This is a genomic window from Rheinheimera sediminis (assembly GCF_004005375.1).
In the GTDB taxonomy this organism is placed as follows: domain Bacteria; phylum Pseudomonadota; class Gammaproteobacteria; order Enterobacterales; family Alteromonadaceae; genus Pararheinheimera.
Genome location: NZ_RZUF01000006.1, coordinates 110,584 through 136,900 on the forward strand (window position 1 = coordinate 110,584; position 26,317 = coordinate 136,900).

The window sequence follows — 26,317 nt, forward strand, 5'->3', positions numbered from 1 at the left end:
CGGGTTAAAACAGTACTATAAGGCCCAATGTCGGTACGTAGCGCAGCTTGGTAGCGCACTTCGCTGGGGGTGAAGGGGTCGGAGGTTCAAATCCTCTCGTACCGACCATTTAGTGGCCTAATTGCTTCGCGCTTTCCCTATCTTACTGGATCACTGAACACCATCCTTTTTAGTTACAGCTTCAGATTCTGTTGCTGGTATTTGTCGAGTGCTTTGGACAGTCGCAGCAGTTTAACGCATTTTTTTACACCTTCTTTCACTGTACTGACACCAACTCTGAGTAAAGCCTCCTTAATATGCCTGCTGTAGCTTTGTGCGTGGAAAATGCTTTGAACTATGAACCTGACAGGATCTAAGCACGAAAATTCGACTGAGCCTGATTTACCCTGTCTACCCGGGTTCCTCCAACTACATCGAATCAAGCTGCAACATCTAACCATTTCGCAACAGCGATATAGCATTAAGCTGAAACTCTGATCAACCCATTGAAAAACAACACCTTGCTAGACAAAAATCAAAACGTAAGAAAGTTAAAACCTCTCGCCCAGCCCAGCCAGCAGAGACGCAAATGTTAAAATCCTGACCTTGGAAAAAATATACTAATTTGGCAAAAAAACTATTGGCTTTTTAACAAACAGTTCGTGTAAAGTTATTTTCTGATTTAGTAACAACAAAAAGGAACCGTTATGCAAGTCAATTTAAACACCGCTACTGCAGCTGGAACTTCTGTTACATCCCCTGTTGCACCTGCTACCCAGACAAAATCTACTACTACTTCACCAGCGCCTGCTGCAACTGATACTGTAACTTTATCAGCTGAAGCAAAAGCTAGATTTGAAGCTGAGGTACGATACGAATCATCTACTGCAACTTTGGGCGGTGGTTTGGGATACGAGCCACCAATGCAGACTATGGGCAATGGGTCTGGTAATGAACCTCCGATGAGTGGAGATAAAGACAAAGACGAAGACGGGGACAAAAGCCAGGATTAGTCTAAGGTGGGAGACTTTGCTTACAAAATAGATCAAGTAATTTGGCTTGTATGTTTCTTGCTCTTAATCATATCAATAGTTTGTAAACTAGATATATCTTCCAGAATTGCGTTAACTGTATGGATAGCTGGCAATCTTGTGATGGATAAAGCTCAACCTATTGTAATGAACTTAGCAACGGCTTATGGCGATGCTGGAGCATCAATGTGGTATATAGCATGGAGCGCAATCGATGTATTGTGTGTTTGGTGTATCTATAAAATCCATACTGTACACGATATACAAGTGAGTCAACTTACCCGGTATATCATGGTATGTTTTTTGAGCCTTTGTGCGTTGCAGTTTATGCGTTACGCTGATAGAGCTGTGTTTGATACTAACTTGCTGATAGCAATTTATAAATACGTCATTGTATCTATAAATATTTCAGTAGTTCCATTCGCTGTGTACTGGTTTGTTAAAGACATACAAGCTACTAAAAAAGGAATCGTTTTATGATCGAGTTGTTATCATTGACTATTCTTGTTGTTTTGCTGTGTACCGGCATATTTTTCTACAAAAAAACCTGCCGAAACTTAACTGTCAGCGAGATTGAGCAAAGAGTGTCGCAGCAGATGGAGCAGCGAGCACATAAACTTTGTATGCAAGCTTTTTATGTGCAAAGAGCAAGTGATGCTGAGGAACGAAGCCGACTTGATGAAGAGTTTCAGGACGACCTACACTTGTATGTTGAAGACTTTCAGGCAGAAGTTGCTCAAAGTTTACAACTGAACAAAGTGCAGGACATCCAAAGTTATGGCTTTATCAGGATTACTAAATAGTCTTTCAGTAGCCAGTTTAACTGGGTGTTTTTGGGAGGCTCACATTGAGTGAGCTTAATTCCTTTGATACGAGGTTAAATCTGGCTGTATTAGTGCTGATTATGGAGATAGTGGAGTATATCCTGTTGTAATTGTTTTACTGATGTCAGTAACTCGGTGAGCGCAAATTCCTCGTTGTGAAATACAAAGGTTCCAGTTACGGGGTCAAACCAGCTGAGCATAGCCTCGCTGTCCATCCAGGTGATCAGATGGTTGACACTGGTCACATGGTGCTGCTTGAAACGCTGTAATGAGTTAGCCTCACTTACAGAATAGTCCAACGCCTCGGCATGACGCCACAATGCTTCGTTACGAAGCGGATGCTGCAAATCAGGCATGTTGATTTCAGTCCGGAGTGTCATAGCTCTGTGGCAATTGTCCAGCCCTACCTCGCCGCAGCACTTAGCTGGCCAAAACAGTCTGGAAAGCTGATAGCAATGGATCATAATAAAATGCACCGCATGGTACATATCCTCGCAAGCCCGCCGTTGACAACTCAAATCTTCTGACCAATCTTGCAATTGTTTTATCGCATTATCTAGTTGCTGTCCGGACTGCATAATCAACTCACATTGCAATTGCGCTTGCCTTAGATACAACAGAAGTTCTTTGGTATCCATTTCATCACTCCTTTGAAACGAAACCTCGACCTAAATCAGGTACTTTTCGCTTTTTAGTGTAGAAAGCTTGTTTAACTTTGCAAGCCCTAAGCATCGGATGGAAGTTATAGATTTTTCGATATTTACCGAATCTCTTTCCAGACGAAATGCTAAGCTGCTGACTTCATATGCGTTCAGGACTCTTGAATTTTTCATATTTTTTTATACAAAATTTAACCTGAATCGCTTTGTTCCAATTAAACAAGTACAAAAGCCGTCGCGGGAAAATAGTCTTTCATCAAATAGTTACATCTGTAGGTTATACTTTAGCGTACACTAACTGATTATTTTTTTGCCGCCTTTGAGGAATTTTATGCTGGGCTTTTTTGAACGATTAACTAACCCCTTCCCTGCAGACGAGCCCACACAACCGCCGAAAACTCTATTTGCGTTTTGTCTGCATTACAGTAAAGGCATGGTACTTCCTTTGTTGCTCATGTCGTTAGCGACCGCCTTGCTTGCAGTCCTTGAAGTGTCTTTGTTCGGCTTCATGGGGCAATTAGTTGACTGGCTGGTTAGCAAAAATCCAGAAACATTCTGGCAAGAAGAGCAAGATACGTTGATCACCATGGCCGTGGTGATGTTAGTTGTTTTGCCATTTTTAGTGTTTTTACATTCAGCACTGATCCATCAGACCATTTTGGGTAACTACCCTATGTCGATTCGCTGGCTGGCACACCGCTATTTATTAAAACAAAGTTTGAGCTTTTACCAGAATGAGTTTGCTGGCCGTATTGCCACTAAAGTGATGCAAACCGCGCTGGCGGTGAGAGAAACAGCCACCAAACTTTTAGACGTCATGGTTTATGTGGTGGTGTATTTTGGCGCTATGGTGTATCTGATTGCAGAAGCAGACTGGCGTCTGGTATTGCCGATGCTTGCCTGGCTCATTCTTTACACTGGTCTGCAGTTTTATTTTGTGCCCCGCCTGAAGCAAGTGGCGACGGAGCAAGCTGATGCGCGCTCGGAAATGACTGGCCGTATTGTCGACAGTTACACTAACATCAGCACTATCAAGCTATTTTCTCACACCAGCCGCGAGTCACAATATGCCCGTGACAGCATGCAGCTATTTTTGGTGCCGGTGTATAAACAAATGCGTTTAGCCACCTGGCTGAATGTCAGCGTGCAGTGCCTGAATTATTTGCTGGTGTTTTCTATTGCGGCGCTGGCCATTTGGCTTTGGACTGTAAACGCTGTCAGTGTAGGTTCTATTGCGATAGCCGTTAGCCTGGCTTTACGTTTGAATGGTATGTCTCAGTGGATCATGTGGGAAGTCAGTGCCTTGTTTGAAAACATAGGCACTGTGGCCGATGGTATAGCTACCTTTTCGCAACCTCAACATATAAAGGATCTGCCAGATGCTAAGCCTATTGCGGTACCACAAGGTCAGATTGAGTTTAAACACCTAAACTTTAACTATGGCAAAGTAGCTGGGGATCAAGGTCCTGTCATCGATGGCTTGGATTTATCTATTAAACCCGGAGAAAAAGTTGGCTTGGTTGGCCGTTCCGGTGCCGGAAAATCTACGCTGGTGAACTTACTGCTGCGTTTTTACGATGTCAATTCAGGTCAGATTTTAATAGATGGACAGGACATCAAAACTGTATCGCAGGAAAGTTTACGCGCTCAGATAGCTATGGTCACTCAAGACACATCTTTATTGCATCGCACCGTGCGGGAAAACATTCTGTATGGTCGCCCTGGTGCTACTGAAGCAGAAATGATAGACGCTGCACGTTTAGCTGAAGCTGATACTTTTATTCAGGAACTGACTGATCTGAAGGGCAACAGTGGTTATGATGCTCAGGTGGGTGAACGTGGCGTTAAACTATCCGGCGGCCAACGTCAGCGGATTGCGATAGCCAGAGTTCTACTGAAAAACGCTCCAATTCTTATTCTGGATGAAGCCACTTCAGCGCTGGATTCTGAAGTAGAAGCTGCTATTCAACAAAGTTTAACTCAGCTCATGATAGGTAAAACAGTGATAGCCATAGCACACCGTCTTTCTACTATTGCAGCGATGGATAGACTGATAGTACTGGATCAGGGCCGTATCGTTGAACAAGGCAGCCATCAGGAACTAATCGCCAAAGGTGGAATTTACGCTCAGTTATGGGCCCACCAAACCGGCGGTTTTATTGGCGTGGAATAAAAATTTGGGGTCAGATCTGACCCCTTTTTTATTAGCTTAAGCGGGGGTCGGTTTCGGCAACCATGGGTTGTTTTAAATGTTCGCTTCTGAACTGCAGTAACACCGGGAAAGGTTTTAAATCTACTAAATCCCTGAACAGTATCCAGTCGATCAGGCTATACAAGCTAATAGCTGTGTAGTCCCACTGTCCAAACTGACCAGCTTTGATTTGCTGCTCCAGCGCTTCCAGCGTGGCCTGAATACGCTCATGCTGCAGATTAAAAAATAGTTTGTCTTCGTTGACGTCAAAACCTGAACGGGAGCAAAGCAAAAGTTCAACCAATGAATCTGTACAGGCATTGATTGTCGTCAAACTATTTTCTTGCTCCCAACCTAATGGCTTAAGATTTAATTTCTGTGCTATGTAGCGATAGATCACACCAGAATCAAAAATCACCAACTCACCATCAACCAACACTGGTACTTTGCGGGCAGGATTATGTTTTACCAGGACTGAGCGTCCTTCAGATTCAAAAATATTCAAAGCGACAAACTGATAAGGTTGGCCAGCAAGAACTAAACGTAACCGACGCACAAAAGGTGAAGCCATCGAGCCCAATAACTGCATAACCTACTCCATTTCCAGATCCTAACCTTAGTGTATACCTGGACGGAGGGGGTTCGATAGTCCTTTGTATCGCTTAATTGGGCATCACTGCTGTAAGTTTTTTCAGTTCAAACTGATAAGCAGCCTGCGCTATCTGCGCAATAATAGCTTCATTAGTTTTGGTTGATTCACTGGAATCTTTTACAAAAACCGCGACCAGCAGAGGTCTGCCGTCCGGAAGCACAATAATGCCTACATCATTAGTCGCTGCAGTTTTGCCTGCTCTGATACCAGAATATCCGGTTTTATGGGCTACCTCAGTGTCAACTGGCAATAAGCCTTTTAAACGTTGTGGCCCTGTGGTCGTTTCTACCATCCATTTCCACAGCAAAGCCTGTGCTGTGGGGGACAACAATTGTTTTTGCTCGACCTGCTTTAGTACCAAGGCTGCAGCTTTCATCGACGTCCAGTTTTGATACTGTATCTGATCATCTGCATGCATTTCTGCTTCATTGGCAACAATAGCAACCTCACGAATGCCTAAGGAGTGCACGTATGCCTGCAAAGCCTGCGGCCCTCCTACTAGTTCAAATAACAAATCACAAGCTACATTATCACTATGAGAGACTGAATACCGCAGCAGTTGCTCTACCGTTACTGTAAATTCGTCGCCTTGATGTTCTTTCATCATGGGCGCCCAGGTATTTTGTAACACCTCTTTTCGTTTTACAGCCACAGACTGGTTCAATGCTAACTTGCCTGCGTCTATCTGTTCAAGGACCAGTAAAGCTAAGTGCAGTTTAAATACACTTTGCATCGGAAACTTTTCGAAGGGACTCAGCAGCAAAGGTTCAAGATCATTTGGTCCCCATACCGCCACGCCCACAGTAGCGCTTTTATTCGCCACTATGCTCTCTATTTGTTCTTTTAACTGCGGGGACTGTGCATAAACCAGCAACGCAATAGGGCTAAACAGCAGCATCACTGTCAGCTGCAACATAGATTTTGTAATAAAGGTCATCAGTCTATCCTTAGCTGTTTTATGTTATCGAATTACAAACAACAGCATTTCCTCAGTCCTAACACTGGCTAATAGCGCCCTGCTGTGCTTGGCGCACCATGTAGAAAAAGGCAGCGGCGGCTACCTTTGTATTCTGCCTGTCGGGTCATTATTCAATTTGTCTGCGACCTTCAGAACTATGGGCCTCGCGAACCTGAACTCTGGGTTGCTCAGCACGAGGCACCTGATAACTTCGTTCAACTCTGGGTTGCTCAGCACGAGGCGTCTGAAAACTTCGTTCAGCTCCGGGTTGCTCAGCACGAGGCGTCTGAAAACTTCGTTCAGCTCCGGGTTGCTCAGCACGAGGCACCTGATAATTGCGTTCAACTCTGGGTTGCTCAGCACGAGGCGTCTGAAAACTTCGTTCAACTCTGGGTTGCTCAGCACGAGGCGTCTGAAAACTTCGTTCAGCTCCGGGTTGCTCAGCACGAGGCGTCTGAAAACTTCGTTCAGCTCCGGGTTGCTCAGCACGAGGCACCTGATAATTGCGTTCAACTCTGGGTTGCTCAGCACGAGGCGTCTGAAAACTTCGTTCAACTCTGGGTTGCTCAGCACGAGGCGTCTGAAAACTTCGTTCAGCTCCGGGTTGCTCAGCACGAGGCGTCTGAAAACTTCGTTCAGCTCCGGGTTGCTCAGCACGAGGCACCTGATAATTGCGTTCAACTCTGGGTTGCTCAGCACGAGGCGTCTGAAAACTTCGTTCAACTCTGGGTTGCTCAGCACGAGGCGTCTGAAAACTTCGTTCAGCTCCGGGTTGCTCAGCACGAGGCGTCTGAAAACTTCGTTCAGCTCCGGGTTGCTCAGCACGAGGCACCTGATAATTGCGTTCAACTCTGGGTTGCTCAGCACGAGGCGTCTGAAAACTTCGTTCAACTCTGGGTTGCTCAGCACGAGGCGTCTGAAAACTTCGTTCAGCTCCGGGTTGCTCAGCACGAGGCGTCTGAAAACTTCGTTCAGCTCCGGGTTGCTCAGCACGAGGCAGCTGATAATTGCGTTCAACTCTGGGTTGCTCAGCACGAGGCGTCTGATAATTGCGTTCAACTCTGGGTTGCTCAGCACGAGGCACCTGATAATTGCGTTCAAGTCTGGGTTGCTCAGCTGGAAGTGGTTGATCCTTTCTCTCTGATCTTACTGTTACCTGTTGAGTAGACTGATCTCGAATACGCTCTCGAATGACTGCCGGCTCAGGTCGCTGTGAAAGCTCATCAATATGCAACCTATCAACCCTGGGCTGAACTTCTTGCCGCTGCGCTCTTTTCTCTGCATTAAAAACAGGCTCTGCCGTTTTGTCCCGCATAAGTTCCATACGTCTATTCTGCTCATGGTCAACAGGCGTTGTTTTATTTCTGTCTTTATGGAAAGACTGGTTTGTAGAGCGCTCTGTGGCAAACTGACGTTCTTTTTCCTCAAAACGCTGAGCTTTGTCACTATGAAAGCTACGTTCTGCAGCATACCCTTTATTCTCGCGGGTTTGAGCCGCCCATTCGCGCTGCTCATCTCTGTTTTTGTAACTTCGATTACCACTAAACTCACGGGTGGGCTGATAGCCAGCCTGATAGCTCACCCCACGTCTGTGATGCGGATTGTGACGCCAGTGATGTGATTTTTTATGATGTACTATTTGATGGCTACGATAGTAATAAGGGTCGCGCCAGTGATGGTGATGATCGATCACCACAATTTGACGACGTGGCCAATGGAAGCTGCTGAAATAAAAACCAGGGGCTATCTGAATGCCTACACCCCAGGAGAACCCCCGGTGAACTGCATAACCTACAGGCACATGCCAATATACTGGCGGATAACTGCGCCACCACCAGGGACCATAGACTATTTGTGGATCGTAATAGGGTAAATAAACCACTTGGGGTGAAGCGGATTCAATAATGATGGTTTTTTCTTCACGCACTACTTTAATATGCTGCTGTTTATCCAGATTACCTGCAGCATAAGCTTTGTTACGCAAAGTCTGGATACTCGTCATCAGTTGGGCTTCCTGACCTAAAAAGGCATCGCCCAAGCGCTGAGTCCAATCGATATCATTGCTCATACGAGCAAGTAACTGCGGGAAAGGTACTAAAGCTTTGACGCTGGGATCCCAATCCATGTTTTCCACCTCGTCCAGAGCTTTTTCTGCACTGTAACCAGGGTGCTCTTGCACCCAACGATGCGCTTTAATAATCTCCAAAGGGTAAGTCGACGCTATGAGTAGATGCGACAACACTGTATCCGGATACAAAGCAATAGGTGCCAGCATAGCGTCCAACTCAGCCTGGCTAAAGCTTTGCACAGAGCTGCCTGCACTGACGTTTTGTTGCGCGGCCGCAGGGGCAACGAACAAGACTGGAAATAAAGCCACGGAAAGCAAAGGTAAGCATTTCATCAAGGCACGCATTGTTCGCTCCTGCCATTGTGAGGCCATGGCTGCCAGAATCCGGATCTAAGGATACAAGTGCCGCGAGATCCGACGCAACACTCTACAATTTCTTTGACTGATGTATTTATCACCAGCTTGCATCAAGTTATAACAACAGCTGTCTGAACATTCTCTGAATGTAACTTTGTTTATTCTGTGCTCTGGGCTTTGACTTGAAAAAGTGCTGAAGGTTTGAAACCTGTGACCAGTGACGTACCTATAATCGCAATGGATACTCCAACAAAAGTATGCCAGCCTAACGCTTCATTTAAAAATACATGGCCCCAGATTACGCCAAAAACCGGGATTAAAAAGGTGACAGTTAAGGCCGAAGTGGCACCTTCATCCTGTACTAAACGGAAATACAATAAATAAGCCACACCAGTACAAATCACCCCAAGTGCCAGCACAGCCAAAGCTACATTAATACTCATATCCGCTTGTACAGGAACCAAAAGCATGACCGGAGCCAGCATTAAAGTGGAACTCCACATGCTGCCATGTGCATTGGTGTACGGAGCCACAGTTTTCGCCAACCGGGTGTAATGAGTGGCAATGCCATAACAAAAGGCAGCGCCCGCGGCACAAAACACAGCAACTAAAGCACCAGGTTCCAGCACCACAGGATCAAAACCCACTAAAATAGCGACACCGCTGATCCCAAGAACTAAGCCAGTCGCTATACGCAGAGTTAGAGCTTGCCGGAAAATCACTATAGCAATCAATGCGCCCCAGATAGGAGCTGTAGCATTAAGCACAGAGAGAACTGACGCCGTTAAACTTTGAGCAGCATAAGCAAAAAGTAAGAAAGGTAAAGCCGAGTTAAAAAAACCAAGCACAAAAAAATGTTGCCAGTTGTTTTTTAAATCCAACTGATTTTTTTTAAGCAAGCAGCCCATCAAGCCTAAAAACAGCGCAGCAAGCAGCACTCTGCCGGTCATCAAGGCGGCTGGCCCTAAAGTTCCTACTGCAATACGCATAAATAAAAACGAAGCGCCCCAAATAGCAGCCAAACTTAATAAACGGATAAAGCTGGCCGGCTGCATTAGTAACTCCTGTAAACTATGAGGGGTTGAATTTTTCCGCTGGTTTTTTTACTTAAATATGCTGCTGCAACGAAAAAATCTAGAAAAGCTGGGTTGCGAAGCTATGCAGATATAATGCATAATTAACCCGCTTCATTTTTGCTTTATTGCTTCAGCCCATACCATTTTTGTATGGGCTTTTTCATTTCTGGGCCTATCACCTCACCCACCTAAAACATCAACTCCAAAGTAGTTGATGTTGTGGCTAGGCGACAAACCAACCAGCCCCCAGGGGCTTAGTCCTGCTATGTGCCAATGGATTGAGGCGAGAGACGCAGTCAACAACGCCGCAGCTTCAAATACGACAAACTCCAAAGTAGTTGATGTTGTGGCTAGGCGACAAGCCAGCGAGACACCAGGAGCATAGTGCACTATGTGACTGGGGCGAGACGCGCAGTCAACAACGCCACAGCTTCAAATACGCAGGAGTTTTTTAACTCTGGTCGTCCTGGCTGATACGACTGGCAACAGCGCCCGTCTGTTGCTGATACTTCGCATCCAGTCTTTTGTTGTACGGACGGGCAGCTTCACCTGTCATAGTTTCAAAATTCAGTGCTCCAATTTTCATATTAGGTCTAAGCGCCAGCGGTAAACGACCACTGTTGTAAAACTCCAGCACTATATTGCCTGACCAGCCCGGATCAATGCGGTGTGCCGTGACATGCACCATTAAACCCAAACGGGCTAAGGAAGAACGGCCATCTAACCAACCTACTATGTCAGCAGGCAAAGTAACAGATTCGAGCGTAATAGCCAAAGCCAGCTCGCCCGGGTGCAGGAAAAAGGCTTCGTCGTCTGTTAAGACAATTTCATCACTCATGACTGAATTTAACGCATGATCCACTTCTTCACGTGGGCCACTTAAATCAATAAATGCAGCAGCATAAGCACGGAAAGTACGGAACTTATGGCCTAAGCGAATATCCACACTGACACCGCTGATCATATCTGGTGTTGGCCGTGGCGTAATTTGGATCTTGCCTTCGTCTAAATAGGCTTCAATGTCGCGGTCACACAATCTCATGGTTAATCATCCGTAAAAATAATGTCGGGTTGCTGCGCTTGCTGATGTTGAGAGTTCCAATATAAAGCAAAGCTCAGTTGTCGTGCTATAGCCCGGTAAAAACCAGTAGCGCTTTCGGCTGGGTTCAGCACTAAAGGCGTTCCGGCATCACAGGACTGGCGTATTTGTTTTTGTAAGGGTAACTGACCCAGCACAGGCACCTGATAACGTTCAGCCAGTTCTAAGCCGCCGTTGGTACCAAAAATATCGTCGATGTCACCGCAGTGACTGCACTGGTAAAAACTCATGTTCTCCACCAATCCAAGCACAGTAATATTGACGCTGCGAAACATAGAAATGGCTTTTTGTGCATCCGCTAAAGCCACATCCTGCGGTGTCGTGACTATTAAAGCTCCGGTCACCGGTAGTTTTTGCGACATAGTCAGTTGAATATCACCTGTGCCAGGTGGCATATCGACAATTAAATAATCTAAATCCGGCCACAAGGTTTCGTTCAATAGCTGAAGCAATGCCTGACTGGCCATAGGGCCACGCCAAACCGAGGCTTTTTCCGGGTCAACTAAAAAGCCAATCGACTGCAAATAAATACCAGCGGCTTGTTTAGGCAATAGATGCTTATCGTCAGGTGACTCCGCTTTGGCGTCTTTTAAACCCAACATGGTCGGAATGGAAGGACCATAAATATCTGCATCCAACAGCCCTACTTTGGCGCCTTCTAAACCTAAAGCCACAGCCAAATTCACCGCAGTGGTGCTTTTACCTACACCACCTTTGCCCGATGCCACCAAAATCACTTGCTTGATAGTGCGATAGGCAGGCTCTGCACTGTTTTCGCTGCTTAATTCAAGCTTCAGATCTGGCTGCACCAGTTGAAGCACCGGCAATAACTCGTCAGCCAAAGAGGCCCATGGGAATTTCAGCGTTAAGCTCAGGCTGTTTTGTTTGGCGTTAAAACTGGCCTGCTGGATCAAGCTATCCAGCGGCATAGGAAATTCGTTACTTTGAAATTCAGCCAAAGTCTTGGCTAATGCTTCTGGCATGCCATCACTTGACGGCTGCTGCTCTGCTGATTTTTTAAACCATTTAAACCACATCGTGTCACTCAATCTGCTGTACAGGGTAAAAACTCGGTTTTTTGCTACCGATCCAGCGCTTTGCTGCTGTTGAACTGGTGCGCTTTAACGCGCGCTATTGTATCATTAAGCCACTTTTTTCAGTGATATATCTATGAGTTATCGATGACACAACGCAAAATTCTTATCACCAGTGCTTTACCTTATGCCAATGGCCCCATTCACTTAGGCCATATGCTGGAATATATTCAGACCGATATCTGGTCCCGTTTCCAAAAAGCCCGTGGTCATCAGTGTTATTACGTCTGTGCCGATGATGCTCATGGCACTCCTATTATGCTCAAAGCTCAGCAGCTGGGTATGAGCCCTGAGCAGATGATTGCGCAAACCTCACAAGAGCATCAGGCTGACTTTGCAGAGTTTTTAATAGGTTTTGATAACTATCACAGCACCCACAGCGAAGAAAACAAGCAGTTTGCCAGCGATATCTACACCAAGCTGGACCAGGGTGGTTATATCAAACGCAAAACCATCAGCCAGTTGTTTGACCCGGAAAAACAAATGTTCCTGCCGGACCGTTTTGTAAAGGGCGACTGCCCTAAATGTGGTGCTTTGGATCAAAACGGCGACAGCTGTGATTCCTGCGGTGCAACTTACAGCCCGACTGAGCTGAAAAACCCACGTTCCGTAGTCTCAGGTGCAACACCAGTTTTAAAAGACAGCGAACACTATTTCTTCGACTTGCCTGCTTTTGAGCAAATGCTGAAAGACTGGACCCGCAGCGGTTCATTGCAAGACGAAATGGCGAACAAACTGCAGGAATGGTTTACTGAAGGCCTGCAGCAATGGGATATCAGTCGCGACGCGCCATATTTTGGTTTTGAAATCCCAGGCGCGCCAGGCAAGTTTTTTTATGTCTGGTTAGACGCTCCTATTGGCTACTTAGCCAGCTTTAAAAACTACTGTGATAAAACCGGCGTCAACTTTGACCAGTTCTGGCAAAAAGACTCAGAGGCTGAGATTTATCACTTTATCGGCAAAGACATTATTTATTTCCACAGCCTGTTCTGGCCAGCTATGTTAGATGGTGCCGGTTACCGTAAACCTACTTCTGTCTACGCGCACGGTTTTGTTACTGTCAACGGCGCAAAAATGTCTAAGTCACGTGGCACCTTTATCAAAGCCCGTACTTATCTGGAGCATTTAAACCCAGAGTATCTGCGTTATTACTTCGCATCTAAGCTGACCAGCAATATCACTGATTTAGATTTAAATCTGGAAGATTTTGCCCAAAAAGTGAATGCCGATTTAGTAGGTAAAGTGGTGAATATCGCCAGTCGCTGCGCCAGCTTTATCAGCAAGAAATTCGATGGCAAGTTAACAGCAGAAATTGCAGAACCCGCTTTATTAGCTGAGTTCACAGCTGCAGGCGAAACCATTGCCGAGAGCTTTGAGAAACGTGAATTCGCCCGTGCTATCCGCGAAATTATGGCGCTGGCCGATAAAGCCAACCAGTACATAGACGCCAAAGCCCCTTGGGTGCTGGCAAAAAATGAAGCGACCTTAACCGAAGCGCATTTGGTCTGCTCTATGGGTATTAACCTGTTCCGCGTACTGATGCATTACTTAAAACCAGTGCTGCCGGCTATGGCCAAAGAAGTGGAACTGTTTTTAAACGACGAATTAAGCTGGTCAACTTATCAGACCGCTTTAACCAACCACAGCATCAGTGTATTTAAGCCTCTGATGCAACGTGTGGAAATGACAAAGGTAGAAGCTATGGTCGAAGGCTCAAAAGAAAACTTACAGCCTACAGCTACGGCGCCAGTGGCTAAAGCTGCGGTAGCAGAAACAAAAGCAGCTCCTGCTGCAGATTCTGCTGAAAGCACCATTGAACCTATTGGCGAAACCATCAATATTGATGACTTTGCTAAGCTGGATTTACGTGTCGCCCGTATTATCAATGCTGAACACGTCGAAGGCGCTGACAAGCTGGTGAAACTGCAACTGGATTTAGGCAACGAGCAACGTCAGGTCTTTGCTGGCATTAAATCCGCTTACCAGCCAAAGCAACTCATAGGTCGTCTGACGGTGATGGTAGCCAACTTAGCGCCACGTAAAATGCGTTTTGGTCTATCCGAAGGTATGGTGATGGCGGCTGGCCCTGGTGGCAGTGATATTTTCTTACTTACCCCGGATGATGGCGCTACGCCAGGAATGCGCGTGAAATAAAGCTACCCGTCGTCCTTGAAGCTGCAGCTTTGTTGACTACGCGTCCTCCCCCCAGTCACATAGGTGAACTATGCTCCTGGGGCCTCGGTCGCTTGTCGTCGCGCTGCAACTCCAATTACTTAGGGTAGCAAGTGGTCTACCCTACTTTTTTGTGACAAGGAAAAGCATGTCTAACATTCTGCGTTCATTTTCTTCGTTGTATTTTGCCACTTTATTGATGGTACTCGCCTCTGGGGTACTAACCACCTACCTGGGTCTACGCCTAGCCGCCGACTCGGCAGCACAAATCTGGATAGGCGGCATGATGTCGGCTTATTATCTGGGCCTGGTGGCGGGCTCTAAAGTTGGTCATAAGTTAATAGCCCGAGTCGGTCATATCCGTGCTTTTGTCGCCAGTGCCGGTATTACTACGGCAAGCGCTTTGGGTCATGCCTTAATAGACGATTTAGCTATTTGGCTGGTGCTGCGCCTGATGGTCGGTATGGGTATGATGTGCATGTATATGGTGCTCGAGAGCTGGCTAAATGAGCAAGCCGACAGCAAAAATCGCGGCACCGTCTTTGCCAGTTATATGATTGTCTCTTATTTAGGTTTAGTGCTGGGCCAACTGGCCATTAGCTTAAACCCGGAACTGACACTGAAACCTTTGCTTATTGTGGCTATGTGCTTTGCGCTTTGTATTGTGCCTTTGGCATTAACACGCCGTATTCACCCAGCACCTTTACAGCCAGCGCCGCTGAAAATAAAACTATTCTGGCAAAAAGTACCGCAGTCGCTGACTACTATTGCTATGGCTGGTGTGATTGTGGGTTCCTTTTACGGTTTAGCGCCTGCGTATATCGCGCACAGTGGCGCCAGTACAGAACAAGTCGCAGCTTATATGGCAACTACAGTTATTGCCGGTTTAGTCGCTCAGTGGCCTATGGGGCGTTTATCAGACAAAATCAAACGCAGCCGTTTAATCCGTACCAATACGGTGCTGTTAGGGGCTGTGGTGCTTTGTATTGCGATATTGCCGTTAAGCGGTATTTTGCAGCTTATCTTCACTTTTGCCTTTGGTATTCTGGCCTTTACCTTGTATCCATTGGCAACAGCTTTGGCCAATCAGAATGTGGAACAAGAACATAGGGTGGCGTTGTCAGCCACTATCTTGCTGACCTTTGGTATGGGGGCTTGTATCGGACCTTTAATAGCATCCACCTTTATGCAACTGGTGGGTAACAGCATGTTGTATGGTTTTATGGCGCTTTGTACATTGCTGCTATTTTTACGTTTAACTCATGTCAATTATCAGCAGAAACAACAGAATACCGAAGTGTCGCAAGATTATGTGATGGCCTCCGGCGATTTAGTTTCTTCACCTTTAGCTGCCGCTTTAGATCCACGGGTTGACGAGCAAATGGTGCAGGAGCAAATGGTACAACCTCACCTGCATGAAGCCGACTTACCGACTGCGGATCAGGAATTAAGCAGTATGGAGAATGAAACCGAAGCTGCTGCAGACACAGAAACTGTTGAAGCTGTAGACGAAACCGAAACACCAGAAAACAACAAACCGGCTTAAGCCGGTTTGTTGTTTTTAAAGTCTACACCTACAGAATTAAAACAGCGTCAGTACCAGTTTGCCTACCACAGCGTTCGAGGCCAACAACTGATGCGCTTTGTCCGCTTCCGACCAGTCCATACTTTGCGCCAGCACAGGCTTAATTTTACCTTCAGCTAACGCTTTACCAAACTGCTGATTAAAATCGCTGATCAATGCCGCTTTGTAGCCGTCAGTCCGGTTTCTAAGGGTTGAACACAGCAGCTGGCCACGCTTTTTCAGCATCAGGCCTAAATCCAGCTCTGGCGTCATACGGCCGCCAAGCATTGAAAGCACAATGATCTGACCATCCAGTGCCAGAAGCTGAATATCTTCCACTATGTAATCGCCTGCGACAGGGTCGATAATCAAATCAAAACCTTGTGGCCGCGCGGCTTTTAACTCCACAGAAAAATCATGAGTTTTATAGTTCACCGCCAAATCAGCCCCTAAGGCTAAACAGGCTTTGGCTTTTTCATCTGAACCCACAGTGACAGCAACAAAACAACCTGAAGCTTTGCCCAATTGTATGGCTGCAGTGCCAACACCGCTGGCACCAGCATGCACCAATAAAGCCCCTTGATCCGGCAAGTGCCCGACAACACGCATGGCCTGAAAGGCAGTTAAAAATACTTCGGCACAGGCGGCCGCTTCGGCCATGCCTAAAGCAGCTGGTTTTTTAATTAGATGCTCAGAGTGCATAGCCACATACTGGGCATAACCACCGCCTGGCACTAAGCCAAATACCGCCTCACCCAGCCAGTCCTTTGCAACATCATCAGCCACGGCCACCACAGTGCCAGCGACTTCCAAACCCAAAGTATCCGATTCACCTGGAGGTGGTGGATATAAGCCAGTGCGCTGCAACAAATCAGCCCTATTAACTCCAGCAGCAGCCACTTTAACCAGCACTTGTCCTGCTTTTAGTTCAGGCACAGCCACTGTCACCTGCAGCAATTGGCTTTGAGTGCCGGGATTAATCACCTCAATAGCTGTCATCTGACTGGGTATAACATGGTTTTGCATCAATTTAGCGAGTCCTTTTCATAGTTTTGCTTTAGCTTTTGCGCGCTCTTCACTAAAATAGCGCCCCTTGCCCATCTACAGAGTTGACCTATGTCTCACAGTATCATTTTACAACCCGAACGCGAAAAATCCTTAAGACGCCGCCACCCTTGGGTATTTTCTAAAGCGGTATTGCAAGTTAAAGGTAAACCAGAATCGGGCGAAACTGTAGATGTGCTCACCCACGATGGTAAATGGTTATGCCGTGGCGCTTACTCAGCCGACTCGCAAATTCGCGTGCGCGCCTGGACTTTTAATGAAAAAGAACAGATTGATCAGGCCTTTTTCACCAGCCGTATTCAGCGCGCCTGGTCTGTGCGCAAAGATATGTACGATTTAAACCAAACCAACGGTTTACGTATAGTAGCTGCTGAATCTGACGGTTTACCAGGCGTGACTATCGATTTATACGCTGATGTGCTGGTTTGTCAGTTGTTATCTGCTGGTGCCGACGCAAACCGTGAATTTATTGTTGCAGCATTAAAGCAAACTTTCCCGAATGTCAGCATTTACGAGCGTTCAGACGTAGATGTACGTAAAAAAGAAGGTTTAAAACCAGTGACTGGCTGGTTGCATTTGCCTCGCGAAAGCGGCGAAGTGGTGATTCTGGAAAACGGCATGAAAATTCTGGTCGATGTGATCAACGGCCACAAAACAGGTTTTTATCTGGATCAACGTGATTCACGCGCTGCTGCTGGCCGTCTGGCTAAAGGTAAAACCGTACTGAACTGTTTCAGCTACACCGGCACTTTTGCATTGTCGTGTTTAAAAGGTGGAGCGGCTCATGTCACTAACGTCGATATGTCGGATTTAGCCTTAAAAACCGCTGAACGTAATTTAGTGTTAAATAACATGGAACTGGACAAGTCCAGCAACGTCAAACTGGACGTATTCAAGCTGCTGCGTGAATACAAAGAGCAAGGCAAGTTGTTTGATATGGTGATTTTAGACCCACCAAAATTTGCCGACAGCAAAGCCCAACTGATGCAAGCGGCCCGTGGTTACAAAGACATCAACCGCGTAGCCATGCAATTAGTTAAACCAGGTGGTTTACTACTGACCTTCAGCTGCTCAGGCTTAATGGAAGAAATGCTGTTTCAGAAAATCGTAGCCGACGCTGCACTGGATGCGAACAGAGATTGTTTGTTTATCGAGAAACTCAGTCAGTCCAGCGACCACCCTATTGCCAGCTTCTACCCTGAAGGTCATTATCTGAAAGGTTTAGTGTGTAAGGTATTTTAACAACCTAGTCTCATCCCGGGATTTTGTTCCGGGATCATCCAAAAAGGAGTGTTCGATGACGATGAAAAAGTTAGCTTTAGTAGTGGCGGCAGCCCTGAGTTTTTCCGCTGCAGCCGACTGGTCTGTGAACAGCCAACAATCCAGCCTGAATTTTGTCTCAGTGAAAAATGATGTTGTGGCCGAAACTCACAGCTTTAAGGAGTTAACAGGCAAGCTGACGTCGGCAGGCGAATTCTCAGTGGCAATCCCTGTTATGAGCATAGACACCATCATTCCAATTCGTAACGAACGTATTCTGGAGCATGTGTTAGCGGCCAAACAATACGCCACTATCAACGCCAAAGGCAAAGTCGACAGTAAAGTGTTAACTGGCTTAAAAACCGGTGACAGCATCGTTGTGGATCAAGCCTTAGATTTGACCTTGCTCACTCAAAGCCAAAGCCTGATGGCCAAAGTGAAAGTGACCAAAGTGTCAGACAGCCAATTGGTAGTCACCACAGTTACGCCAATTATGCTGGACCTAAACAAGTTTGAATTAAACGCTGGCGTAGAAAAATTACGTGAACTGGCAGGCCTGAACAGCATCAGCCCACTGGTACCAACCACTTTTAGTCTGGTGTTGGTGAAGTAAGTTTTTGGTTTAGTTTGATTGACTAATTAAACAGCCACCTTTTTGGTGGCTGTTTTGATCTCTATTGTTCATTGCATGAGTTTTATTTGGCATGAACCGAATCTAGCGGGGTCAAAACAACATAAACTTTAATGGCCAATCACCACCAAAATTAAATATCAAGTACAACACAAAACACAGCAATGCATAAAACATTGCTCTGATTGCAAGTTTGATTAACCTGAAGTAACAGTGTGAGTAACTTTTGCTGATAACCTGAAAATCCTTGTCCAAAGATAAAAAAATAAAAAATAGAAATAATAAGGAAACTAAGGCCACGAGGAAAAGCCAGATACTTAGCTGACCAGCAATTAAAATTGAAACAATAATGATCCAAACACAAAATGCAAACACAGGAATTTGGTAAAAATAGGCATCATCATTGGGATTATTACTGTCCGTCGAGTGCAATTTATCAAGGGACATCACTGATATTAAAATTAGTATTTTAATAGTAAAAGCGCGGGAATAACTTTCATCCGGTACAAAGTAATAGAAACACGCTAGGTCACTGGCTATAAACAGTACGAGGATCAGCAAGGTCAGAAACAAGTCTGTTTTATGGGATATAGCCTTAGACATTTTTCTTCCTTCCCGCATACAAATGTATTACTGAACTGGCTAACAAAACAAACTTCTGATTGTTCTTAACTTACTGAATAACTTTACTAAGTAATCCAAAATACAAGGTCAAAAGCAACTATGTAAAGCTGAATGACCAGAATTTTTGCAGAAGGTAAACTATTCGTTTAGCAACAGCATAATTACTATTAGCTCACCTTGAAATTACCCCCATTCCCTGACACTGTTAACACAGCAAATTCAAAAGGATAGGAATATGAAACTTTTACTTATCATAAGCACCCTGCTCGCCTCAACCCCACTTCAGGCAGCTACAACAGACTTTCAAATCAACTGTCAGGCCAAAGACTTAGGAACTGTTGATCAATTGATTTGTTCAGACCAAGATCTCCTCAAACAAGATCAGCAACTGGCACAGGTGTATCAACAAGCTTTGGCTAAAGCCGCCAATGAAAAGCCACTTTTGTTAAAAGCTGAGCAGCGCGGTTGGATAAAAGGTAAAGCCGATTGCTGGAAAGAAAATGATAAAAACACTTGCGCTTCAACGCTTTACACACAGCGTATTGCTGAGTTACAGGCACGGTATGAACTGCTACCGATCAGCAAAAAACTAGCTCTTCGCTGCGAAAACAATCCGGCTAATGAAGTATCACTGCGTTATTACCCGACTACACCTGCTACTTTAATTGCGGATTACGGCGATCAGGTCTCTTTAATGTACCTACAGGCCGATCAGAGTTATGTCGGACGCAACGAAAAGCTATCAGAGCGAAACGGTGTTTTCACCCTACAGTGGGGCTACAATGTCCCCTCAATAGAATGCAGACAACCTACTATCAGGTAAGTGGAGCAGCTTTGGTTCCACTCGCTGAGGGAGTCATTCAGTATGCCACTACTATGATGCATTGCTAAAGGGGTTAACGCCCAATCAATGTCTCAAAGTTACAAGAGGTTTGTCTTCCTAAAATAGTTCTTAAAACAACTCAATAGCTGGTTGCTCATCTTTGTTTGTCGGTTTTCCGACAACTCCATTATGATTTTCTTGCTGCTGCCGCATCACATATTTTTCCCGGTGAGACTCCAGCAACACCTCTAAAGGCTCAAGCACAATGGGCTCTCCAGGCGAGTCATTCAACTGTTCAGACAGTTGGCGAAAATGCACAATTAACTCATCGAATAAATGTTGCACACTTTCCAGCTGCTGACGGCTGATGTCTTGAAATTGCATATTTCCCAGAGCTTCCACTATGCCATTATGAATGAAGGTCATTGCTTCTTTACTTTCCTGGCTTAGCAACTCTACATAATTGTTCAGCTCGCTGAAATCCTGCAAAATCGCTTGTAGGCTAGTCGATACTTCAGTAACTTTTTGCATTTCATCCTGAGTGTGATCGCCTGCAAGTACAGAGACAAGATTATTTGAAACCGTATCACTGACAGCAATAATAGCCCTATCTATAGCTGCGGTAGCAGATTCTGTTTCTTGAGATAGGGTGCGAACCTCATCTGCAACCACTGCGAAACCGCGACCAGCATCCCCGGCTCTTGCTGCTTCAATAGAGGCGTTTAGTGCCAACAAATTGGTTTGTTTAGCAATATTACGGATTAAGCCAGTTAGCCCAGTTAAACCTTTCACTTGTTGCAGTACTTCTTCAATCCGATCATGATCCTTGTGGACCTGAGCTGACTTAGCTGCAATGTATTCCGACATTTGCCGTAGCAGTTCCTGATCAGCAAAGAGTCTTTCTGCCTGAATTTCTTTTATAGATTGAGCTTCTTGCACATTTTTGTTTAGCCGCTCCAATAAACTGCCACTTAACTTATACAAAGCGTCCAGCACTTGCATAATTTTCAGTGAACCTCGCTCAGTTTCAGTGTTGGCAGACTCGATATGTTTCGCCATTACTTCGCCGAATAACGGCAAATAACTTAAATCCTTATGTAAAAAACGTTGATTTTCAGTGACTGAAGCAGAACTTGATTGAGAACCAGATTCAGCGCTGCGTAAAAATTGTCTCGCCAAATGAAAATAAGAGTAGGCGATAAAACCAGAACCTATGACCAAAAACTCAACAAAAAACGTCAGAACGCCCCTATCCTCAGGCACTATATAACCAGTGGCGTGTAAAAAAACGGCGACTAAAAATGCAGCGCAAAAAGCTGACTTAGCTGCAACAAAAAAATTGCTTTGGGTCATATCACACCTCAAACTCCGGGCAAAACCTGACGGACTATTTTTAATAAATCAGGACCACTAATTGGTTTCACCATCCAGCCGGTTGCGCCATTTTGTTTAGCTTCATCTCTTTTAGCTGCCTGACTCTCTGTCGTCAGAGCGAGAATAGGTGTAAAACGTAATAATGCACGGGCGTTTTTTATAAATTCAATGCCATTCATATTTGGCATATTTATATCCGTAATGATCAAATCCGGCTTTAAACCAGCTTTTAACTTATTAAATGCCTCTAAGCCATCTTTAGCGGTGTCAACCTTCAAACCAGACATTTCTAGCGTTTGCTTTACGCTCATTAACATTGTTGCCGAATCATCAACGACAAATACGGTTTTTGACATCTTAAGCCTCCTGTTGGCTCGTATAGACAGACGCAGAATGAACGAACCACGAAGCTAATTCAGGCTTCTGCGGGTATTTATAGATCGGAATTTGAAATACAACCAGCAATTGAAAAACAGTGCTGTGCAGATGATCGCACTGTTGAAGGTCGACTTTGGTAAAAAGCTGCTGCTCGTATTGAGCATAGATGATTTCAGCGTCTTCGACGCCTATTGCGCCACTGAGTTTGAGAATTTTTCCCCTACGGGTAATCGACATTACTGAAACTCCTTAGGATTGAGGATCAGTAGCACTGACCCATCGCCTAGCAGGGCTGATCCTGCGTACAGTGCCATATTACCGAGCTCTCCTGGCAATGGTTTGAGAATAATATCAATGACTTCATAAAAATCATCAACCAGCAATCCCAGAACTTCTCCCTGGCAGCGAACCACAAGCAGTGCATATTCTTGCTCATCGTTGAGGAGTTGAGCTTTGTCGATGGACAAAAGTTGATTGAGTGATCGCAGCGGGATCAGTTTGCCCCGTAAAACTGTTGTCATCGTCTGCTTTATGTATTGAACAGCAGTAACTGGAAGCCGCACAGTTTCTACAATCAAATCCATTGGAATACCAAAAGTTTGCTGGTCTGAGCCTATCACCATCACATTGGTAACCGCCATAGACAGAGGTAAGGACAAAGTTAGCCGGGTTCCTTTGCCCACTTCACTAGACAACTGGACCGCACCACCAACCCGCATCACAGCGTTCTTTACAACGTCCATCCCGACACCTCGACCAGACAAATCAGTCACTTGTGTTGCAGTTGAAAATCCTGCTGCAAAAATTAATTGAATGGCCTCATGGTCGGTTAATTTTTCCAGTTGCTCTTCACTAATCAGCTGCTTTTCCCAAGCTTTGCGTTTGATTACAACCGGATCTATGCCGCGACCATCGTCTTCAATCAGAATAATGACCCGATCCGATTCCTGACTCGCCTGAATTCTGAGAACACCTGTAGGTGATTTCCCCTGCGACACTCGCTCTTCAGTCGTCTCTAAACCATGGTCAAGGCTATTTCGCAAAATATGAATAAGCGGATCGGCTAAAGACTCAATAATGGTTTTATCAGCCTCAGTCTGTTCACCCTGTATCTGTAAATCGACTTCTTTACCTAGTTTACGGGCAATATCCCGAACTAAGCGTGGAAAACGCTGAAAAATAGCGGACACAGGCATCATACGAACCTGCATAATGGCGTCCTGCATTTCCTCGACTATTCGATTGATCACTGCATATTGAGTTTTTATATCTCTCGATATCTCACGGTTGCCATAGTGAATTTCTGCTTTATTTGCCAGATAAGGCAAACCGTTCTTAGCCACTACAATCTCGCCGATAAGATCCATCAACCTATCAATTTTACTTTGTTCAACTTTCAGGACCTTACCTAGTACGGAGTCTTCTGCTCTTCTGCCAAATCTGCTGTCGCTGTTATTTTCGGCTAAGATCTCAGCGCCCTGTTGAATGGGCGCGACTGGCGGGTCAGAAGCAACCTCGGTGTTGTCGATCATTTTTACAGCTTCAGCTTCGCTATGCTCTGCTGACAAAATACGCTCTATCCACTCACAGAACTGCTTTGATGAGCTATGGTCACTTAAGGGAGGCAACGGAGCCAGGCCAGCAGGTAGCTGGTTTGAAATGGCGCTTAGTGTGCTAAACACTGCAGCTAACATGCCTCTTGGCGCAGCGGGTTCTGCTTGTAGCGTTAAAATTTGCAATTGGATCCGCAACACTTCAACGAGCGCTGGGTCAATATCTACAGTTACAGACTTCAAAGCGCTGCACTCACTCACACTAAACCAGGAAACTTGCTCTGGTACATATCGAAAGTGCTGTGCGATTTGTTGCTCTGTTGCGCTGCAAAAAGCAATGTACTGCAGCTGAGACTGATAACAGTCATAGGGAGACGCCTGAGACTTGCTGACCGCCGCTCCCCAAATCAACTCAGGAAGTTGCTGTACTAAGTAAAACGGGTCTTCCCCTTTGAAAAAACAGCCCGCTTCAGGCTCGTAACAAACTATATAACTAGCATCAGCCAAAACACTCATTTGTTGCAGTACTACTTCGGGTAAATCCTTGACCCATTGATCTGTAGCATTGGGCTGTGGCTGTTCAGAGATAACAGTACAGTGTTTAGCAATAGACTGATCTTCAACCTCTAAAGCTGACACAGGTACTGCAGCAGCCATTAAGTCACGTAATAGCAAGGACTGTGACATTGCCTGATCAATAAAAGCATCGTTCCGGTATGTATCAGCAGCGATTTGATCCACCAGATAGCTGACAAAATCCATAGTGTCTAACAGCGGATCGGCCAGAGCTGGGGTAAAGGTTAAACGCTCATCCCGAACCGCATCCATCAAATCCTCAGCTGCATGCAATACCTGACTCATAGCACTGAATTCAAACAAACCACTATTACCCTTGAGGGTGTGGACTAATCTAAAAAGCTCTACCACCAATTGACGATCTTGAGGTGCTTGCTCTAGTTTCAGCAAAAGCTCACTAACAGACTGCAAGCAATCCCTTGCCTCACTGATAAACTGCTGCAGTAATTCATTCATAACTATCCCCCGACACCCAGCAAAAGCGATGAATATTTCAACAGGTCTGCGGGTTTAATAGGTTTGAGCATGTAAAAATTTGCACCAGATTCAAAAGCCCTCGCTCTGTCGTGCTGCTCAGCCTCAGTCGAAATCATGATAGCGGGAGCTTGTTTGATGTCTCTACTTCGTAAATCCACCAAAAATTCATAACCATTTAGCAGTGGCATATTGATATCGACCAAGTAGAGGTCATAGGGCGAATTCAGCGCCTTCTCCAGGGCCTCGATCCCATTGACCGCTTCATCGACCAGGAAACCTGCCTGCTGGAGAATTTGTCGGTGATACATTCTGACCGTTGCGGCATCATCAACTACCAGAATGCGTTTGCTGCCTGCGTTCATTTTTGCTCCGGCTTTTGATACACAATTGCTTCAGGGTATTTTTTGACTGTAAACAATGACGTAATACGACTCATAGATTCAGAATGCCCGAGGCAAACAAAACCTCCGGGATTAAGCGCATCAAAAAATACTTCAGCAGCTTTACGCCTTGATAAATCATCGAAATAAATCAATAAATTACGGCAGAAAATCACATCAAAATTTCGATAAGCTCTGGTGTCAGCGATTTCAGACAGATTGACTCTGGTAAACTCGACAGAGTCCCTTAAATCGTCACAAATTTGAAAATCGCCATTTTTCTTGCGAACAAAATAACGGTCTAATACCGCAGGCTGAACATGCTGTACTGAGCGAGGTGAATAACAGCCTAATCGTGCTTTTTGCAGAATGTCGGTGTCTATATCTGACGATATCAGCTCGACATCCCAATTTGCTATTTGTGGCCAGTGCTCTAATAAATAAATGGCTATCGAATAAGGTTCTTCACCTGAAGACGAAGGCACAGACCAAATACGTATCCGCGACCCTGGTTTTTTAAGGGCACAAACGGCAGGCAACATAGATTCAACCAGACATTTAAATTGGTAGTCTTCACGGAAAAAATAGGTTTCATTGACCGTCATCAGATTAGTCAACTTTTGTAGCTCATCACCTGAGGCCTGAAACCTTAAGGTATTAAAATAATTACGGAATGAGTCTGATTGTGTCACCTCAATTCGTTCGACCAACCTTTTGTCAACAAAATATCTTTTGTTGTCGTCAAACTGGATCCCCGTCTTCCGATAAAAAAACTCCCGGAATTTTTGGAATTCTTCAAGACTTATCTCAATAGTTGCCACTTAGCCACCTTGGATCCTCGTGAGCGCCACCTCAATGGCGAAATGCATAAAAGGCTCATCAGGAAACTTGCGCCTTAATGCCTGTAATGGCAATTCTGCAGCTGAGCTGCCAACTTCAGTCAATAAGTCAACAGCTGTCGCACATACATTAACGTGCTCCTCATGTTCAATCACATCCAGTAACCAGGACTCCACCATAGGGTGACGTAAGGATTCCAGAATGTTAACGGCAAAAATTCTGATATCCGGGTCCGGATCATGCAAGAGACTGTGCATGACGGATGCAACAGCATCAGGCATCAATTTCATCGCTTCGATAGCGTCGTTCCGAACATTTGCTTCCTCACTGCGTAAACAGGAAATAAGTCCTTCCACAGCTTCAGGACAACCAGATTGTGTTAATGCCACAAACAGAGCCTCACGAACAGTTCGGTCCTGTTCCAGCCGCAACTGGGCCAACAACTCAGTTATTGCTTGAGGATATTGCGCCAGGTCTCTCGCTGCCCAGCGCCGCTCTGCAACATTGCCAGTTGATAGCGTGCGCAGCAGACCAGGCATGTCCCGGCTAGATTTGCGTTGGTCATCGCCAGAAAAGTCGTGTTGATCACTTTTTACAAATCCCATAGCAGTT

Annotated in this window: 25 protein-coding genes and 1 tRNA gene; 10 read left to right on the forward strand and 16 right to left on the reverse strand. The window is 45.4% G+C overall.

Features of this window, described 5'->3' with window-relative positions:
• Positions 1 to 31: 31 nt before the first annotated feature.
• From EMM73_RS05560 to EMM73_RS05575, 4 genes are all read left to right on the forward strand, one after another.
• Positions 32 to 108, forward strand: a tRNA-Pro gene (locus EMM73_RS05560).
• Between the two features lie 578 nt (positions 109 to 686).
• The gene (locus EMM73_RS05565; RefSeq protein ID WP_127685463.1) at positions 687 to 992 is read left to right on the forward strand and encodes a hypothetical protein; all 306 of its coding nucleotides are present in this window, start codon (positions 687 to 689) and stop codon (positions 990 to 992) included.
• 141 nt (positions 993 to 1,133) lie between these two features.
• Positions 1,134 to 1,490, forward strand: coding sequence for a hypothetical protein (locus tag EMM73_RS05570; protein WP_127685464.1), 357 nt, complete (start codon positions 1,134 to 1,136; stop codon positions 1,488 to 1,490).
• A complete protein-coding gene (locus tag EMM73_RS05575) occupies positions 1,487 to 1,813 on the forward strand; it encodes a hypothetical protein (RefSeq protein WP_127685465.1) in 327 nt (108 codons plus the stop codon). The genes EMM73_RS05570 and EMM73_RS05575 overlap by 4 nt, the downstream gene beginning before the upstream one ends.
• An 89-nt stretch (positions 1,814 to 1,902) precedes the next feature.
• Here the strand turns inward: EMM73_RS05575 and EMM73_RS05580 are convergent, their stop codons facing one another.
• Positions 1,903 to 2,472, reverse strand: coding sequence for a hypothetical protein (locus tag EMM73_RS05580; RefSeq protein WP_127685466.1), 570 nt, complete (start codon positions 2,470 to 2,472; stop codon positions 1,903 to 1,905).
• Between the two features lie 352 nt (positions 2,473 to 2,824).
• Here EMM73_RS05580 and EMM73_RS05585 point away from each other — a divergent pair, with 352 nt between their 5' ends.
• Positions 2,825 to 4,666, forward strand: a complete 1,842-nt coding sequence (locus tag EMM73_RS05585) for an ABC transporter ATP-binding protein (protein ID WP_127685467.1) — start codon at positions 2,825 to 2,827, stop codon at positions 4,664 to 4,666.
• A 31-nt stretch (positions 4,667 to 4,697) separates the two neighbouring features.
• Here EMM73_RS05585 and EMM73_RS05590 read toward each other — a convergent pair whose 3' ends face one another.
• From EMM73_RS05590 to apbC, 6 genes are all read right to left on the reverse strand, one after another.
• Complete coding sequence (locus EMM73_RS05590; RefSeq protein WP_127685468.1) at positions 4,698 to 5,273, reverse strand: glutathione S-transferase family protein; 576 nt, start codon at positions 5,271 to 5,273, stop codon at positions 4,698 to 4,700.
• 73 nt (positions 5,274 to 5,346) lie between these two features.
• Positions 5,347 to 6,273, reverse strand: coding sequence for a class A beta-lactamase, subclass A2 (gene bla / locus EMM73_RS05595; protein WP_127685469.1), 927 nt, complete (start codon positions 6,271 to 6,273; stop codon positions 5,347 to 5,349).
• Between the two features lie 148 nt (positions 6,274 to 6,421).
• Positions 6,422 to 8,707 (reverse strand): DUF3300 domain-containing protein, encoded by a 2,286-nt coding sequence (locus EMM73_RS05600; protein WP_186435137.1) that lies wholly within the window; start codon positions 8,705 to 8,707, stop codon positions 6,422 to 6,424.
• Between the two features lie 170 nt (positions 8,708 to 8,877).
• Positions 8,878 to 9,774 (reverse strand): DMT family transporter, encoded by an 897-nt coding sequence (locus tag EMM73_RS05605; RefSeq protein ID WP_127685471.1) that lies wholly within the window; start codon positions 9,772 to 9,774, stop codon positions 8,878 to 8,880.
• A gap of 472 nt (positions 9,775 to 10,246) precedes the next feature.
• Positions 10,247 to 10,837 carry a dCTP deaminase gene (gene dcd, locus EMM73_RS05610; RefSeq protein ID WP_008897353.1) on the reverse strand — a complete coding sequence of 197 codons (591 nt, stop codon included), beginning with the start codon at positions 10,835 to 10,837 and terminating at the stop codon, positions 10,247 to 10,249.
• Between the two features lie 2 nt (positions 10,838 to 10,839).
• A complete protein-coding gene (apbC, locus tag EMM73_RS05615; protein WP_409994299.1) occupies positions 10,840 to 11,877 on the reverse strand; it encodes an iron-sulfur cluster carrier protein ApbC in 1,038 nt (345 codons plus the stop codon).
• A 198-nt stretch (positions 11,878 to 12,075) separates the two neighbouring features.
• Between apbC and metG the strand changes: the two genes are divergently transcribed.
• A complete protein-coding gene (metG, locus tag EMM73_RS05620) occupies positions 12,076 to 14,142 on the forward strand; it encodes a methionine--tRNA ligase (RefSeq protein WP_127685473.1) in 2,067 nt (688 codons plus the stop codon).
• A 166-nt stretch (positions 14,143 to 14,308) separates the two neighbouring features.
• Entirely contained in the window at positions 14,309 to 15,706 is a 1,398-nt protein-coding gene (locus tag EMM73_RS05625; RefSeq protein WP_127685474.1) for an MFS transporter, read from the forward strand.
• Positions 15,707 to 15,742: 36 nt separating this feature from the next.
• Here EMM73_RS05625 and EMM73_RS05630 read toward each other — a convergent pair whose 3' ends face one another.
• The gene (locus tag EMM73_RS05630) at positions 15,743 to 16,750 is read right to left on the reverse strand and encodes an NAD(P)H-quinone oxidoreductase (RefSeq protein ID WP_127685475.1); all 1,008 of its coding nucleotides are present in this window, start codon (positions 16,748 to 16,750) and stop codon (positions 15,743 to 15,745) included.
• A 90-nt stretch (positions 16,751 to 16,840) separates the two neighbouring features.
• Between EMM73_RS05630 and EMM73_RS05635 the strand changes: the two genes are divergently transcribed.
• Together EMM73_RS05635 and EMM73_RS05640 are read left to right on the forward strand one after the other, a co-directional pair.
• Complete coding sequence (locus EMM73_RS05635; protein WP_127685476.1) at positions 16,841 to 18,031, forward strand: class I SAM-dependent rRNA methyltransferase; 1,191 nt, start codon at positions 16,841 to 16,843, stop codon at positions 18,029 to 18,031.
• A 55-nt stretch (positions 18,032 to 18,086) separates the two neighbouring features.
• Complete coding sequence (locus EMM73_RS05640; protein WP_127685477.1) at positions 18,087 to 18,662, forward strand: YceI family protein; 576 nt, start codon at positions 18,087 to 18,089, stop codon at positions 18,660 to 18,662.
• Between the two features lie 111 nt (positions 18,663 to 18,773).
• On the opposite strand, the gene EMM73_RS05645 is transcribed toward EMM73_RS05640, so the two are convergent.
• Positions 18,774 to 19,283: a hypothetical protein gene (locus EMM73_RS05645; protein WP_127685478.1), complete on the reverse strand. Its 510-nt coding sequence runs from the start codon at positions 19,281 to 19,283 to the stop codon at positions 18,774 to 18,776.
• Between the two features lie 256 nt (positions 19,284 to 19,539).
• On the opposite strand from EMM73_RS05645, the gene EMM73_RS05650 reads away from it, so the two are divergent.
• Positions 19,540 to 20,127 (forward strand): lysozyme inhibitor LprI family protein, encoded by a 588-nt coding sequence (locus tag EMM73_RS05650; RefSeq protein ID WP_127685479.1) that lies wholly within the window; start codon positions 19,540 to 19,542, stop codon positions 20,125 to 20,127.
• Between the two features lie 129 nt (positions 20,128 to 20,256).
• Here EMM73_RS05650 and EMM73_RS05655 read toward each other — a convergent pair whose 3' ends face one another.
• Genes EMM73_RS05655 through EMM73_RS05685 form a run of 7 tightly spaced genes read right to left on the reverse strand, consistent with a single transcriptional unit; the run spans position 20,257 to position 26,310 of the window.
• Positions 20,257 to 21,480, reverse strand: coding sequence for a methyl-accepting chemotaxis protein (locus tag EMM73_RS05655; protein ID WP_127685480.1), 1,224 nt, complete (start codon positions 21,478 to 21,480; stop codon positions 20,257 to 20,259).
• 8 nt (positions 21,481 to 21,488) lie between these two features.
• Positions 21,489 to 21,857, reverse strand: coding sequence for a response regulator (locus tag EMM73_RS05660; RefSeq protein ID WP_127685481.1), 369 nt, complete (start codon positions 21,855 to 21,857; stop codon positions 21,489 to 21,491).
• Between the two features lies 1 nt (position 21,858).
• Positions 21,859 to 22,116 carry a hypothetical protein gene (locus EMM73_RS05665; protein ID WP_127685482.1) on the reverse strand — a complete coding sequence of 86 codons (258 nt, stop codon included), beginning with the start codon at positions 22,114 to 22,116 and terminating at the stop codon, positions 21,859 to 21,861.
• The gene (locus EMM73_RS05670) at positions 22,116 to 24,464 is read right to left on the reverse strand and encodes a chemotaxis protein CheA (protein WP_127685483.1); all 2,349 of its coding nucleotides are present in this window, start codon (positions 24,462 to 24,464) and stop codon (positions 22,116 to 22,118) included. Before EMM73_RS05670 ends, EMM73_RS05665 begins: the two co-directional genes overlap by 1 nt.
• Before the next feature lie 2 nt (positions 24,465 to 24,466).
• Positions 24,467 to 24,847 (reverse strand): response regulator, encoded by a 381-nt coding sequence (locus EMM73_RS05675; protein WP_127685484.1) that lies wholly within the window; start codon positions 24,845 to 24,847, stop codon positions 24,467 to 24,469.
• The gene (locus EMM73_RS05680) at positions 24,844 to 25,686 is read right to left on the reverse strand and encodes a CheR family methyltransferase (protein ID WP_127685485.1); all 843 of its coding nucleotides are present in this window, start codon (positions 25,684 to 25,686) and stop codon (positions 24,844 to 24,846) included. The genes EMM73_RS05675 and EMM73_RS05680 overlap by 4 nt, the downstream gene beginning before the upstream one ends.
• Positions 25,687 to 26,310 (reverse strand): HEAT repeat domain-containing protein, encoded by a 624-nt coding sequence (locus EMM73_RS05685; protein ID WP_127685486.1) that lies wholly within the window; start codon positions 26,308 to 26,310, stop codon positions 25,687 to 25,689.
• Positions 26,311 to 26,317 lie beyond the last annotated feature (7 nt).

Excerpts from the sequence above, each read along its gene's own strand:
- EMM73_RS05685 (WP_127685486.1), bottom strand. The coding sequence starts at position 26,310 with ATGGGATTTGTAAAAAGTGATCAACACGACTTTTCTGGCGATGACCAA.
- EMM73_RS05605 (WP_127685471.1), bottom strand. The coding sequence starts at position 9,774 with ATGCAGCCGGCCAGCTTTATCCGTTTATTAAGTTTGGCTGCTATTTGG.
- EMM73_RS05565 (WP_127685463.1), top strand. The coding sequence starts at position 687 with ATGCAAGTCAATTTAAACACCGCTACTGCAGCTGGAACTTCTGTTACA.
- EMM73_RS05660 (WP_127685481.1), bottom strand. The coding sequence starts at position 21,857 with ATGTCAAAAACCGTATTTGTCGTTGATGATTCGGCAACAATGTTAATG.
- EMM73_RS05635 (WP_127685476.1), top strand. The coding sequence starts at position 16,841 with ATGTCTCACAGTATCATTTTACAACCCGAACGCGAAAAATCCTTAAGA.
- EMM73_RS05645 (WP_127685478.1), bottom strand. The coding sequence starts at position 19,283 with ATGTCTAAGGCTATATCCCATAAAACAGACTTGTTTCTGACCTTGCTG.
- EMM73_RS05650 (WP_127685479.1), top strand. The coding sequence starts at position 19,540 with ATGAAACTTTTACTTATCATAAGCACCCTGCTCGCCTCAACCCCACTT.
- EMM73_RS05655 (WP_127685480.1), bottom strand. The coding sequence starts at position 21,480 with ATGACCCAAAGCAATTTTTTTGTTGCAGCTAAGTCAGCTTTTTGCGCT.
- EMM73_RS05670 (WP_127685483.1), bottom strand. The coding sequence starts at position 24,464 with ATGAATGAATTACTGCAGCAGTTTATCAGTGAGGCAAGGGATTGCTTG.
- EMM73_RS05625 (WP_127685474.1), top strand. The coding sequence starts at position 14,309 with ATGTCTAACATTCTGCGTTCATTTTCTTCGTTGTATTTTGCCACTTTA.
- metG (WP_127685473.1), top strand. The coding sequence starts at position 12,076 with ATGACACAACGCAAAATTCTTATCACCAGTGCTTTACCTTATGCCAAT.
- EMM73_RS05570 (WP_127685464.1), top strand. The coding sequence starts at position 1,134 with ATGGATAAAGCTCAACCTATTGTAATGAACTTAGCAACGGCTTATGGC.
- EMM73_RS05675 (WP_127685484.1), bottom strand. The coding sequence starts at position 24,847 with ATGAACGCAGGCAGCAAACGCATTCTGGTAGTTGATGATGCCGCAACG.
- EMM73_RS05590 (WP_127685468.1), bottom strand. The coding sequence starts at position 5,273 with ATGCAGTTATTGGGCTCGATGGCTTCACCTTTTGTGCGTCGGTTACGT.
- apbC (WP_409994299.1), bottom strand. The coding sequence starts at position 11,877 with ATGCCAGAAGCATTAGCCAAGACTTTGGCTGAATTTCAAAGTAACGAA.
- EMM73_RS05600 (WP_186435137.1), bottom strand. The coding sequence starts at position 8,707 with ATGCGTGCCTTGATGAAATGCTTACCTTTGCTTTCCGTGGCTTTATTT.
- bla (WP_127685469.1), bottom strand. The coding sequence starts at position 6,273 with ATGACCTTTATTACAAAATCTATGTTGCAGCTGACAGTGATGCTGCTG.
- dcd (WP_008897353.1), bottom strand. The coding sequence starts at position 10,837 with ATGAGATTGTGTGACCGCGACATTGAAGCCTATTTAGACGAAGGCAAG.
- EMM73_RS05585 (WP_127685467.1), top strand. The coding sequence starts at position 2,825 with ATGCTGGGCTTTTTTGAACGATTAACTAACCCCTTCCCTGCAGACGAG.
- EMM73_RS05665 (WP_127685482.1), bottom strand. The coding sequence starts at position 22,116 with ATGTCGATTACCCGTAGGGGAAAAATTCTCAAACTCAGTGGCGCAATA.
- EMM73_RS05575 (WP_127685465.1), top strand. The coding sequence starts at position 1,487 with ATGATCGAGTTGTTATCATTGACTATTCTTGTTGTTTTGCTGTGTACC.
- EMM73_RS05580 (WP_127685466.1), bottom strand. The coding sequence starts at position 2,472 with ATGGATACCAAAGAACTTCTGTTGTATCTAAGGCAAGCGCAATTGCAA.
- EMM73_RS05640 (WP_127685477.1), top strand. The coding sequence starts at position 18,087 with ATGACGATGAAAAAGTTAGCTTTAGTAGTGGCGGCAGCCCTGAGTTTT.
- EMM73_RS05630 (WP_127685475.1), bottom strand. The coding sequence starts at position 16,750 with ATGCAAAACCATGTTATACCCAGTCAGATGACAGCTATTGAGGTGATT.